Here is a 13,373-nt window from a genome sequence, read left to right on the forward strand (position 1 = left end):
CGATAAATCTTCACAGTGTGGTGGGCGCGGCGAAGTAGTCCATGGAATAGTTGACGCGCTCCTCCACGTTCTTTTCCAGCTGCTCCAGGGTCATCGATTCGATATGTTCCAGGCGGGTGCGCAGGCCGATGCCGTTGGCAATCTGGATAGCGAGGCCGGGGCGCGCATTGGCTTCCAGCAACAGCGGACCGCGCTTGCGGTCGAGCACAATATCGCAGCCCAAATAACCGAGCCCCGTCATTTCATAACAGCTCGCGGCCAGGCTGACGAGATCCTTCCAGCCCGGCACTTCAAGATCTGAAAACGGCATTTGGGTATCAGGGTGAATATCCACCCGCAAACCGCGCTGCACCGCATGGGAGGCCTTGCCGGTGGCGAGATCAATACCCACCCCCACAGCGCCCTGGTGCAGATTGGCTTTGCCATCGGAGTCGTGGGTGGAACAGCGCAGCATGGCCATCACCGGAAAGCCGCGAAACACGATAACGCGAATATCCGGCACACCCTCGAAGGAGTATTTGTCGAATACCGGATCGAAGTCCACCAACGCCTCGATCATGACCCGGTCCGGTTTACCGCCGAGACTATACAGGCCGCTGTGGATGTTGCTGATATGGCGCTGGATATCCAGGGCAGTCACTTTGCTGCCGGAGGGTTTGACATAGTCTTCACCGTCGCGCCCGACAATCACCAGAATACCCTTGCCACCGGAGCCGCGCGCCGGCTTGATCACGAACTGCTGCAGCGGCTCGATCACCTGCATAATACGTTTGCGGGTAGGTTGGGTTTCAAACGCGGCGATCAGGTCCGGCACCGGAATGCGATAGCGGCGCGCAGCGCGCTTGGTGTTGAGTTTGTCGTCGACAATCGGGTATTTATCGCGGTCGTTATAGCGGGCGATATAACGCACATTGCGCGCGTTCATGCCCAGCACCCCGAGCTTGCGCAATCTGAACGGCGACACCAGGCCGCCGCGAAAAAATGGCGGTATCCGCAAAGCGGGCAATCGGAATTGCATCAGCGCACCAGCTGGCGGAAGCGCGCCAGTTCACCCAGGCGGTAACCGGTGTAGTTACCGATGATCATCACCAAGGCGAGCAGTACCAGCAGCAGCTCCGGGAAATTGAAGGTCCAGTGCTCGACGTAGCGGTTGGTCATCACCCACCACGCGAGCACCGCCACCAGGAGGCTGCCACCGGCCTGTATCACCACTTCGTAGGGGCCGTCCTCTTCCCACAGGATGGACATGCGTTCGATCGTCCAGGCGAGAATGATCATCGGGAAGAAGGTCACCGTCAGTGCCTGCTCAATGCCGAGTTTGAAACTGACCACACTGATGGCGCCCATCAATATCACCACCGTGATCACCACCGCGGCGATCCTCGCCACAAGCAGCAGATTGAGCCGGCTGAGATAGAAGCGCACCCACAGGCCGAGAATCAGAATCAGCACGAAGATGGACAAACCGGTGATCAGCTGGGTTTCGATAAAGGCGATGGCGAGCAGCACCGGCATGAAGGTACCGGATGTGCGCAGGCCGACGAAAACCCGCAGCAACACCACCACCAGAGCGCCCACCGGCACCAGCAGGATCAGTTTGAAGATACTCTGCTGCTCAATGGGCAGACTGTAGATGGAGAAATCCACCAGCGCTTCTTTTTCCTGGCTGGTGCTGAGCATGGCGACATCCCGCGCGGGCACGTCATTGGAAATCACTGAGAAGGTCACGCCGGAGTTGCGCCCACCTTCCACGTCCAGCAGGCTCTTGCCGCCGCGCTGCCAGATGAAAAAGTTCTTCGGAACCCCGGGGGCGCCACTGGTAGGTTCGAACACCACCCAGCGCTCGCCGTCGTAGATTTCCAACAGTTCTTCCGGGTCGAGACGGCGGCGGTCATCTTCGAGATACAGCCCGCGAATCCGGTGCGCCGGGATATCCGCCGCCGCCAGCACCAACAACGCGACATCCACAAAGTTGCTGTCTTTGTAGTAGCCAAAAATCAGGTTGCGGTCCTGGTTGCGGGTGTCCGCCAGCGCCAGCAGCAGCTCGGAGGTAAAGGTGGAAACATCGGATGAGCGCGCGCGGCCGGCCTCCACCAGAGAGTAAATCGCCTGGCGCACGGCTTCCTGCTCGCGCGCGCCCAGCAGCGGCTTCTCTACTTCGGTACTGAGATCCAGGGACTGCTCCAGCGCAGCACCCGGTGTCTGGTGGACATCCAGCTGATAGAACAGCGACTGCGGGCCGGATGCCTGCCGCTTGGACCAAACCGCACGGTGCTCATCGTCTTCGTGAATGATGTTGAAGCCGTAACCGGAAGAGCTGAACGTTTCTCCCAGCACGGCCATATTGCGCTGTGAGCGCGGCAGCGTGAGTGCGGCCTTGACCGGCCCGCCGTCGGCATCAAATCCGACTTTGGCCTCGATGGTCCACACGGTGCGGTATTCACCGGGCAACAGAGGAAAACCCAGTGCGAAGTGTTTGTAGATGGTGAGACCGGCGCCCAGCACGGTGAGCAGCGCGGCGAGAATATAGACCTGAGCCCGTGGCGACATTCGCCATTCCCCGATTGTTGTTGGATGCAGCAAGTGTACTGTGCCGTTAAACGCGCAGCAGTACACTAATGGCCGCGTATTCTTGCCGAGTACCAGTACTTGCGCCAGTACTCCGCCCACATTTTCGGGCAATAAAAAAAGATTTACTTACTCACTGATGGAGCTGTCGGCTGCCCTTGCACCTGCTTGCGGCTCACATCCACAACCGCAGCATCTTTGAGAAAGTTGCGTCCCACCAGCAATGGGAATTCAAACTCGCCACCCTCAACCAGATTCACTTCCACCATATGCGTGACCTCGCCCACCGTCAGACTCATATCGACGATGGGGCGGCGCTGCCGGTCAAAGCCAGGGCGCGCAACGCGCACGTGGCGCTTGATAGGGAGTTCGATCTGCTGTGGCTCACCTTCGGTGCCATCCGCCAGGCTGAAGCGCACCCACTCGCTGCCATCACGCTCAAACCGGGTCAGCTCCTGTACATTGAGGGCGCAGGTGGCAGCACCGGTATCCACCAGCGCCTTCAGGCGAACACCACCCGGTTCAACAGTAAAGACCTCTTCTGAGCCCAGTACCAGTTTGCCCTTAGCGACCGGCACTTCGATCACGCGCTCCAGCTTGCGCTCGACAACCCGCTCGACCACCTGCACCTCGGGCTCGGCACACACGACGGCCTCGACGGAGGGGCAGAGGCTGGGATCAAAGGAAGCGGGCGTCGGCGACGGCGGCACTTCCTCCGCCGCGGGCTCGGGAGTGGCATTAGGAGCCAAGACCTCACAACCAGTCAGCAGTTGCGCGACCAATAAATAGGAAAATATGGGTAAAAACCGCATCTGTTTATTACTACCTTAGGGGCGGGGCGACCGGCCCTGAGCTTGTTATCGGGCATTTATCCTGGCGGCATAAAATCCGGGCCGTCCGTGGAACCCGTTTTTTGCAAACTGCGCATACTACCGTATCCACTTTGTCTCTGCATCGCGACTGCGACGCAGAGCACATTTCTGGCGGACAACTGCCGCTAACCGACCGGAATCGGTGAAGGATAGTCTCCGGCAATGTGCGAGACGAGATGGTACCAACTGGTCACAATCATTCAAGCGCCAATTCCCGGCATCCAAAGACGGTTGGCAACAAACAACCGGGACCGGGTCGCAGCGATCACCCCTTTGCCAAGCGGGCATCTATCTCTTCCAGCTTGCGGGTAAGCCCCGCCACTTTGAGATCGCTGCCACGAAAAAATTCCTCCGCCATGGGGGCAATACCGCACGCCTGCGGCAGTGGCGTTTCCACTTCCACCATCTGGCTCATACGCGGTAGAAAAACGAACTGCAACCACTGCGGCAGCGTCAGCGTATCCACACAGAAGGGTTCGGTACTCGCCAGCGCCGACGCCGAGGGCGGCTCGGGTTCCCACAGATCCAGTCGGCGAAGCTCAGCTTCGAGTTCCAGCATCAGCGTCGCAATATCGGAGTAGATCGACTTCATAAAACTACGTTATAAAACTACGTTGGTTCAGTTTATCGCGCGCCTGAACGGCGGCAGGGAATCCAGCATGGCGCGCCCATAGCGTTTGGTAACGATGCGCCGGTCCAACAGGGTAATGGTGCCGCTGTCCCGCTCCGTGCGCAGCAGCCGGCCGCAGGCCTGTACCAGTTTCAGGGCTGCGTCGGGCACCGTGATCTGCATAAATGCATTACCGCCCTTGGCCTCTATCCACTCCGCCAACGCTGCCTCAATAGGGTCATCCGGTACCGCAAAGGGTAATTTCGCGATGACCACATGGCGACAATAATCCCCCGGCAGGTCCAGGCCCTCGGCGAAACTGGCGAGTCCGAACAGCACGCTGTGACCACCGCTGTCGACGCTCTTCTTGTGACTGTCGAGCAGTTGCTGTCGCGACTGCTGGCCCTGCATCAGGATGCGGTTGCGCCAGGTACCGGGCAGCGATTCGTACACGGTTTCCATCTGCCGGCGGGAGGCGAACAGCACCAGTGAGCCACCTGGCCCCTCAAGCAGGTCCGGCAGAGCCTCGATCACCGCGTCGGTGTGCAGGTCTGCGTTGTTCGCCTCCACCGCGTCTTTCGGCACCCGCAGCTCGGCGCGGGAGAAATCAAACGGGCTGGGGACGATTTCGTAACTGGCGTTGTCCGGGGTACCGGCGCGCATCTTCAGGCGGTCGAAGCGCCCGAGCGCGGTGAGGGTCGCGGAGGTCAGCACCGCGCCGTAACAGCGGCGCCACAGACTGAATTCCAGGGTCTTGCCGGCGAGAATTGGCGAGCTGCACACCTCAAAATCAAACGAACCGCCCCACTCTACCAGGGTTACCCAGCGCGCCTGGGGCACGGCGCCCTCATCAATACGGGAATAGTTTGCCCACAATTCCAGGTTGGCCTCGGCGCGGCCGTGCCAGCTGCCGAGCACCGGATACCAGCGCTCCAGATCGACAATCGGCACCGGGCTGTGGGCGTCTTCCATCATGCGCTGGGCGGACTGCACCATTTTGCTGAGCAGGCCCTCGATCTCGTCGAAATCCTCCCGCAGCTGCTCCGCCAGGTGCATCAGGGATTCCGGAACCACGCCGCCCTCAAAGCGGTGGCGGGCGCTGCGGCCGGCAAAAGCACCACTGTTCTTACCGCGCTCTTCCTCGAACTCGCACAGATCTTCCAACAGCGGCCAGGCCATCTCCATTTTCTGTTTGGCGGCGGTGAACAACGCCGGCAGCTCTTCCCCGGCGCGCTCCAGCTCCCCGCCATCACCGATATCACCAAGCAGTTGACCGAGGTTTTTGTTCGCCTGGTCCAGCCAGCCGGTGGTGGCGCCCACGCGGCTGTGGTGGGCGAAATGGTTCAATGCCTTGTCCGGCAGATGGTGCGCTTCGTCCAGCACGTAGATGGTGTCTTCCGGTGGAGGCAGGATCGCGCCGCCACCGAGGGCCAGGTCCGCCAGTAGCAGGTCGTGGTTGGCGACGATGACCCGGCTCTTGCCCAGGCTCTCGCGGGCGCGGAAGAAGCTGCAGCTGCTCACATGCGGGCAGCGACGGCCGCTGCACTGGCGGTGGTCGGTGGTGACCCGGCTCCAGTCATCGCCTTCGATGGTGTCTTTCCAGTTATCGCGGTCGCCATCCCAGCGGCCGCTGGCCAGTTCGTCGGCCATATCGCGGTAAAGCTTGATCCCCACTTCGTCCACTTGGGGTTTTTCATCTTCGTATAAGGCGAGAGAGGCGCCGACGCCGCTGGAGGTGAGTTCGGTGAGCAGCTGATCGAGTTTGGACAGGCACAGATAGCGACCGCGGCCCTTGGCCAGGGACACTTCAAACTTGAGGCCGGAGTGGCGGATAAGTTCGGGCAGATCCTTGTTGATGATCTGTTCCTGCAGGGCCACCGTGGCGGTGGAAACCACGAGGGTTTTGTCGTGGGCGATGGCCATGGGGATGGCGGCGAGCAGGTAAGAGACGGTCTTGCCGGTGCCGGTGCCCGCTTCCACCACGCAGATATGCTCGCCGTCGGTCTTGCCGTGATCCCGCTCGCCGGCGCCGTTGCGCTGGATGCCACCGAGGGTACGGGCGATGGCTGCGATCATCAGCTTCTGACCATAGCGAGCCTTGAGCTCGCGCCCGTTCAGGAACTGACGGTAGGCATTCTGGATGGATTCTTTGTCTTTTTCGCTGAGCACTGGGGACCGACGGAATAATCTGCAGTAGAGGTTAAATCAGCCGCGCATTATCCACGGTTGTTCAGGGTTTAGCCAACCTGGATTCTTTTGGCCCCGGAAAGTCCGGTGGCGGCAAAGCACTGGGCAGGGGTTTTCAGGATCGTCGCAAACAGGGACGTTTGCGACGAAGCGTACAGGGATGTATTGAGGGGGGCGCCTAGCCCGGTCCTGCCCCCCTGCCCAGCACTTCGCCGCCATAAGACCAGCTTCAGAAGCCGAAAAAGGAACGAGGCTCCGAATAATTACTGCTCAAACGCCAATCGGGAGACCACCGGATTGGCATAGGCCTGAATGGCCTTGTCCCGCCAGCGCTCGTCAATCGCCGCCATGCGCTGCTCGAACTGCTCGCGGATGGCCTGGTGCTCGTCCGGATGCCAGGGTTTGGCGGGGTAACCAACCGGCAGATCCGGCGCTACGCCGTAGATCATCTGGTAGGCGATCAGATTGGTCGGGTGCAGTACATAGTTGCCGATGATCTGGCGGTCGATCTCGTCCGCCAGCGCAGCGACATCGTTAAAATCGCCCTCGATCGGGGTACCGAACGCCGCGTGAATGTGGCCTTTTTTGCCCACCACACCTTTGCCAATGCTGCCCAGATCCTCGTGGGCCTCTTTCTGATACTCGTCCTGGTGCTCCTTGATATAGAGCTCGCGCGCCTTGTAGCGGTCGCAGGGGTCCCACTCGTAGGAAATCGACAGCGGCACAATGTGCAGCTCGCGCCAGAAATCCGCAAACGACTGCTCTTTCGGCTTAGCCATCGCAAACATCGCCGCCAGCGCCGGGTTAGTGCGGTCGAGCCCGTCTTTGGCGCGGCCCGCGCGCTGGGCAATCCACACATGCTCGTTGTCATTCACGATAGAGTGATGGATGTAGCGGGAAAGGGTGGTGGCCGCGTTCAGCTTCTCGCGGCGGCTGCCGGAGCTGCGCTTCACCACAAAGCACTTGTTGAGTTTCATCATGTCCGTCGCAAACTGCTTGGACAGCAGGTTGTCGCCGATGGCGATGCGCGAGGTCTCGTGGCCCTCCTTGAACATGGCGAGAATGGCCAGTGCCGGGTCCATGGCGATATCGCGATGGTTGCTGACGAACAGGCAGGCGCGGTTCCTGGGCAGTGTGTCCAGCCCGGAGATGGTGAGTCCGCAACTGGTGCGGTTGACCGCTTTTTCCAGATAGCGGGCGATCACCTCTTGCACCCCCCGCAGGTTGTTCGCCTTGCGGAACTCAAAGCGCACAAACTGGCGCACCAGCCATGCCAACGGCCGCTCTAATTTACTGGCGGCGCCGGGCAATAGGAAATGCGCCACCACCCGGGACATTTCGGGGTCTTCGACCAATCGCCGCAGCACCGGCCGCACCTCATCGTCCCGGTACGGGCGGATATCATCGAATTGACTCAGATCCAGATTTCTCGCATTCATGAAAATTTTCTACCTGCCAACTGCAGCGCGTCCCCCCGGGATTCTGCGCTCTGGCTCGTTCTTATTGTGGCCCAACCCCGGTAACACAAGGCGGGCCGGCCAAAACCGGCGCAGAACATACCGGATGCCGAAGAGAACTGCCAGTGCCGCGGCGGACCCGGCAGTACAACAGCGCTACACCGGAATCGGTGCGCACTGAGCCACCGGGCAACACCGGACGCCGGTTGGGCCCTATGGACATATGCTGGTCCCGCCCCGAGAATAGGGCGTTTTGCGCCTATAACAAGATACAGACAACAGAAAACTTCCCGGCGACCCGGCCACAAGCGGGGTTTCGCAGCGGGTAGCTGATGCTGTTTGTCTGTGATAAGGAGAACCCCTTGAATCCGAGCAGCTCCAGCAAAACCAGTGAGTCTCACCGCAAACCCAGCCTGCTGGATGCATTGACCCCCCTACTGATCCTTATCGCCTTGCTTTCCCTGTCGGTATTTTTCTACGGTGCCGATTCCTCCTACGGACCCAACCAGATTGCCCTGCTGCTGTGCGCCGGCGTCGCGGCGCTGGTGGGTATGAAAAATGGGTTTACCTGGAAGGAAATGGAAGGCGGCATGCTGCATGGCATGAGCCTGGTGTTTGGTGCGATCCTGATTCTGCTGGCAGTCGGCGCATTGATCGGCAGCTGGATTCTGGCTGGCACTGTACCGTCGATGATCTATTACGGCGTACAGATGTTGTCACCCCAGTGGTTCTACGCCGCCAGCTGCCTCATCTGCGCCGTGGTCGGCCTCAGCATCGGTTCCAGCTGGACCACCGCAGGTACGCTGGGTGTTGCGCTGATGGGCATTGCCGCAGCCCTGGGGCTGAACCCGGCCATCACCGCCGGTGCGGTCATTTCCGGCGCCTATTTCGGGGACAAGATGTCCCCCTGTCCGACACCACCAACGTGGCCGCGGCGGTGACCTCCAACGACCTGTTTCTGCATATCCGCCATATGCTGTGGACCACCATCCCCGCATTTGTCATGGCCATCACTATCTTTGCGGTTATCGGCCTCAGCGCCGATACCGGTAGCGCTTCCGCCCAAGATATCCAGTTGCTGCTGAATGCGCTGCGGGAGGAATTCAGCATTTCCATCGTCAGCCTGCTGCCACTGGCGCTGCTGCTGTTTATGGCGTGGCGCAAAATTCCGGCGTACCCCACGCTGATCATTGGCGCCTTGGTGGGCTGCATGATTGCAATAGTTTTCGAGCCCAACGCCACCCGCCAGCTGGCAGGTGGCGAAGGCGCCCTGAGCCTGCTGAAAGGCGCATGGCACAGTCTGTTCGATGGCTACAAATCCACGTCCAGCAATGAGGCCGTTGCCTCGCTGTTGTCAAAGGGTGGCATGAGCAGCATGCTCAATACCATCTGGCTGATTATTTCCGCCATGGCCTTTGGCGGCGTGATGGAGCGCGCCGGCTTCCTCGAATGCATCGTCAACTGGGCGCTGTCCGGTGTAAAAACCGTAGGCGGGCTCATCACCTCCACGGTGCTTACCTGCTTTGGCATGAACGCCGCCGCAGGCGACCAGTACATGGCCATCATCATTCCCGGACGCATGTTTCGCGATGCCTTCACCGACAAAGGACTGCACCGCTTGAACCTGTCCCGCACGCTTGAGGACTCCGGCACCATCACCTCGGTGCTGATACCGTGGAATACCTGCGGCGCGTATATGAGTGCCACTCTGGGTGTCGCCACCTTCACCTACGCGCCCTTCGCACTGTTCAATATTCTTTGTCCGCTGCTGGCCATTGCCTATGGTTGGTTACACTTCAAGCAGATGCCGCTTGGCAAAGAGAATACGCTACCGCTCGCCGAAGAAGTCCACAGCTGATGCCGAATTCGTCTTCAAATCCACTGCCCACCTCGTTGAGCGAGCTGATCGCCGCCGCGGATTTCAACCTGCGCTGGTTCGATATGGGTCGCAGAGTGCGACTCATCGGCAAAAAAACCGTGGAAGACTTTGAGGCGGGCATCGCGCCCTGGCCATACCCCTACCTGCGGCAGGCCTGGTGTGGATTACTGCTGTGGCCGAAAGGGAATAACGCCGAGAGCGGGCAGGAAGATGCCGGCGCACCAGTAGTATGGTTTCTTCGCCTGCCACTGGACGAACAGGGAAAACTCCTGCTGCCGGTTCGCGATCGCTTCCTCAAGCAGTTGCAGCAGGCGCTCTACAGCAATCAAGCGGGCGATCTGCACAAAAATCTCCAGCGCTCATTGGACGACAGCGGTCTGATGTTTGCTCCCCCGGCGGAAAAGCGCGCGGTGTTCCACGCAAAATCCGCTCGTCTGCTCGGCCGGGAAGCCAGCGACCACTTCCCGGCCGCGCGAGCCTACGCCAAAGAGCCAGCTTCTTTTCCCTGGGAACAACTGGCCCTTCAGGGGCTTGCCGACCTCGCCGTGCGCTGGGAAGAGGAAAAAGTACAACTGGTGAAAACGCTCCCGCGCTTCGCCACCCCGGCATTGACCTCCCTTTGCCAATGTCTGGAAAGTGAAGCCATCGACCACCAGATCGCCGAGCCGCTGATCCAACGCGCAGAGCAATCGCTGGCGAGCGACACCCCGGATTTCACCCTGGTTACCGCGGTAGTGCGGGGACTGTCTCACAGCGTCGCTTCGGGTATGCGCCAACAGTTCCTGTTGCGGCTGCTATTGGGCGATGCGGGCGCGCACGGCGACGTGCTGGCAGCGGTCGGCAGCCGCTGCATAGATGATCTGCAACAGCCGGAACTCGCCAGCGCCTGGCTTGAAAGGCTGAGCAGCAGCCAGCCGCAGCAAACCTTCAATCTGTTGCTGACAGATCTGCTGTTTCTGCCGCCAGTGCGCAACGTGTTGTTGGGTATTCTGCGCAACCCGGAGCGTCCGGAATCCGTCGCCCGCGCTTTCGGTGCGTTTTTACACCCCTCCGGACAGCATTAACCCGAGAATAAAATATTGCCGGGTTAATACTTCCCGGGAGGTCCGAGCACTGGCAACCTCCCGGCCTGACTGTCTACCATCCTTATCTGGCGTGCGCAGAAAAAATATACGCGCAAATCATCTGCCGAAATGGTCGCCACTCGGAACGAGCGATGCCGAATATCTGACGCGAATTCCCGCGAGAATTTAGCGCAAAGCAAAAAAATAAAAAAAATTTCGCTTTACTCAAAAAAAACCTTCCGCGCCCTGCAATGGTTGACAGTGCGATTTGGCGGAATAACCCGCTGTTTATCGCCTACTGATACGACAAACTGGCAGCTGTTTTATCCTGAATTCAACGGTGGCGGCTATTTTTACCGCGCGCCTATTACACTCCATTGGGCGGTATGTTTGTAGAAAAGATTTTTACAAAGCACACCAAACAGGTGACGTTTTATTGTCTATGCTATTGACTAACATCAACGGAAAGGAGTTAGGGGATGAATTTCACTCCAGCCAAGTACTTAACCGGAATTATTTGTGCACTGGTTCTCGCAGGTTGCTGTGCACCGGCTCCGATGCCGGCCGCCTGCCCTCCGGGCTCTGAACAGATTCCGACTTCAATGGCCTGTCCTGCGGACGCGGATTGCTGGATGGCATCCGACAACGTTCGTTGCATGAAGGTGGTCAAGTAACCACCAACATACAGGAACATGCAAATGCCGCTTCTCGGAGCGGCATTTTGCATTTCCACCTCCGCCCAGTTGTGGACCGGTCAAATGCGTCAGGCAGACGATCCGACGGGCACCGCCCATCTCCATCCACTTCACCGCTCAAACTGAGCCACCGAAGCCCTGCGCTTTAAATCATCTCTGGTATCCGCGCCACCAGCCTGCACCACGGTATTCCGCGACCGCGCGATTGAGCGCACCCCATCCATACGCCTTCTCCCCATCCATGCGTCTTTACGGCAAACTGGCCGCACTGCACATTTGTCGCTAATATTTGCACCTTTCTCACAATTATTCCCTTTAACGAAGAATTATTGACCATGGATGCTCTCCCCCTGTCCGCCGCCATCGCCCAATTGCAACAGCACAAGGACCAGCAGCGCTGGTCTCTGCGAGACCTGTTCGCGTCCGACCCGGATCGCGCGCAGGCCTTCAGCGCCGAGGCGGCCGGACTCTATCTGGATTACAGCAAGAATCTGTTGAATGCGGAGACCCTGCAGCAGCTGCTGGCCTACGCTGACACCGCCGGATTGAAAGAGCGTATTGGTGCCCTGCTCTCCGGTACCAACATCAACAACACCGAACACCGCCCCGCCCTGCACACCGCGCTGCGCTTTCAGGGTGAACCCAAAACCGAGCACGAGCAGGCCGTGGCGGATTGCCGCGCGCAGATGGCCAGCTTCGTTGAACAGGTGCACAGCGGCGCCTGGACCGGATTCACCGGCAAGCGCATCCGCCATGTGGTGAACATCGGTATCGGCGGCTCCGACCTCGGCCCGCGCATGGTGTGCGAAGCCCTGCGCCCCTGGCACAACCAAGATCTCACCGTGCATTTTGTCGCGAATGTCGATGGAGCCGACCTCAGCGATACCATCGCGGCCCTGCCGGCGGATGAAACGCTGTTCATCGTCGCCTCCAAGTCCTTCTCCACGCTCGAAACCCGCCAAAATGCGCTTTCCGCACGCCAGTGGGTGCTCGATGCAGGCTGTGCGGAATCCGATCTGGAGAAGCATTTCGTTGCCGTGAGCAGCAATATCGTGGCGGCGCAGGACTTCGGTATCGCCGCGCAGAATATTTTCCCCATGTGGGACTGGGTTGGTGGCCGCTACTCGCTGTGGTCAGCCATTGGACTGCCTATCGCTCTGGCCTGCAGTTTCGAGGTATACAGCGATCTACTGAAAGGCGCCAACGCCATGGACCGCCACTTTGCGGAAGCGGCGTTCGCGCAGAATCTTCCGGTGCTGATGGCGCTGATCCACTTCTGGTACCGGCAGTGCTGGGGCGCCGGCAGCCTTGCCGTCCTGCCTTACGCGCAGCGTCTGGCCAAGTTCCCCGCATGGCTGCAGCAACTGGATATGGAGAGCCTGGGTAAGAGCGTAACGCGCGAAGGCCAGCCCCTGCCCTACGCCGCCGGCGCAGTGATTTGGGGGGCGGAAGGCAGCAATGGCCAACACTCCTTCCACCAGCTGCTGCATCAGGGCACCGACATGATTCCCGCGGATTTTGTAGCGATCAAACAGCCCACTTCCGAATTGAAGGAACAGCATCAGTGGCTGCTGGCCTGCTGCCTGAGCCAGAGCCAGGCGCTGCTGCGCGGCAAGTCGCTGGCGGAGGCACGCAAGGAGCTGGAGGACTCCGGCCACACGCACAAAGAAGTGCATCAGCTGGCGCCACACAAGGTGATTCCTGGCAATCGCCCGAGCAATACGCTGGTTGTGGAAAAACTCGATCCCTACCACTTGGGCAGTCTGCTGGCCCTGTATGAGCACAAGGTGTTTACCTTCGGCATGCTGCTGGACATCAATCCGTTTGATCAGTGGGGTGTGGAGCTGGGCAAGGTGCTGGGTACTGCGGTGCACTCCGCCATTGCCGGAGAGATTCCAGACGACTGGGACGGCTCTACCGCCTTACTGTTGCAGCGCCTGCTCAAATAAATCGGACGGTGCCAGGCACGGAAGCCAACGCCGGAAAGACGCCGTGCCTCCTCCCGAGGAGGCCGGCACCGCCCTGTGGGCAGCCGAATCGC

The 13,373-nt window shown here is 59.8% G+C and carries 10 protein-coding genes; 4 read left to right on the forward strand and 6 right to left on the reverse strand.

Annotation, left to right across the window (positions count from 1 at the left end; translation table 11 throughout):
* Positions 1–10 precede the first annotated feature (10 nt).
* The 6 genes from GNX18_RS08060 to GNX18_RS08085 all read right to left on the reverse strand — a co-directional run bounded on the left by GNX18_RS08060 (position 11) and on the right by GNX18_RS08085 (position 7,676).
* Positions 11–1,018: an alpha-L-glutamate ligase-like protein gene (locus GNX18_RS08060; protein ID WP_138234076.1), complete on the reverse strand. Its 1,008-nt coding sequence runs from the start codon at positions 1,016–1,018 to the stop codon at positions 11–13.
* Entirely contained in the window at positions 1,018–2,550 is a 1,533-nt protein-coding gene (locus GNX18_RS08065) for an inactive transglutaminase family protein (RefSeq protein ID WP_138234075.1), read from the reverse strand. Before GNX18_RS08065 ends, GNX18_RS08060 begins: the two co-directional genes overlap by 1 nt.
* 143 nt (positions 2,551–2,693) lie before the next feature.
* Positions 2,694–3,317 (reverse strand): RimK/LysX family protein, encoded by a 624-nt coding sequence (locus GNX18_RS08070; protein WP_166216909.1) that lies wholly within the window; start codon positions 3,315–3,317, stop codon positions 2,694–2,696.
* 388 nt (positions 3,318–3,705) lie between these two features.
* Positions 3,706–4,032: a YqcC family protein gene (locus tag GNX18_RS08075; protein WP_138234073.1), complete on the reverse strand. Its 327-nt coding sequence runs from the start codon at positions 4,030–4,032 to the stop codon at positions 3,706–3,708.
* 27 nt (positions 4,033–4,059) lie between these two features.
* Positions 4,060–6,219, reverse strand: a complete 2,160-nt coding sequence (gene dinG / locus GNX18_RS08080; protein ID WP_138234072.1) for an ATP-dependent DNA helicase DinG — start codon at positions 6,217–6,219, stop codon at positions 4,060–4,062.
* Between the two features lie 281 nt (positions 6,220–6,500).
* Positions 6,501–7,676, reverse strand: coding sequence for a 1-acyl-sn-glycerol-3-phosphate acyltransferase (locus GNX18_RS08085; protein ID WP_138234071.1), 1,176 nt, complete (start codon positions 7,674–7,676; stop codon positions 6,501–6,503).
* 380 nt (positions 7,677–8,056) lie between these two features.
* Here GNX18_RS08085 and GNX18_RS19840 point away from each other — a divergent pair, with 380 nt between their 5' ends.
* The 4 genes from GNX18_RS19840 (at position 8,057) to pgi (ending at position 13,281) form a co-directional block, all read left to right on the forward strand.
* Entirely contained in the window at positions 8,057–8,635 is a 579-nt protein-coding gene (locus GNX18_RS19840; protein WP_371808090.1) for a Na+/H+ antiporter NhaC family protein, read from the forward strand.
* Complete coding sequence (locus GNX18_RS19845; RefSeq protein WP_371808091.1) at positions 8,632–9,552, forward strand: Na+/H+ antiporter NhaC family protein; 921 nt, start codon at positions 8,632–8,634, stop codon at positions 9,550–9,552. The genes GNX18_RS19840 and GNX18_RS19845 overlap by 4 nt, the downstream gene beginning before the upstream one ends.
* Entirely contained in the window at positions 9,552–10,637 is a 1,086-nt protein-coding gene (locus tag GNX18_RS08095) for a DUF3549 family protein (protein WP_240914301.1), read from the forward strand. Before GNX18_RS19845 ends, GNX18_RS08095 begins: the two co-directional genes overlap by 1 nt.
* Positions 10,638–11,667: 1,030 nt before the next feature.
* On the forward strand, positions 11,668–13,281 hold the full coding sequence (gene pgi / locus GNX18_RS08100; protein WP_166216912.1) for a glucose-6-phosphate isomerase: 1,614 nt from the start codon (positions 11,668–11,670) through the stop codon (positions 13,279–13,281).
* Positions 13,282–13,373: the final 92 nt, after the last annotated feature.

The organism is Microbulbifer sp. SH-1 (genome assembly GCF_011326135.1).
Lineage (GTDB): Bacteria > Pseudomonadota > Gammaproteobacteria > Pseudomonadales > Cellvibrionaceae > Microbulbifer > Microbulbifer harenosus.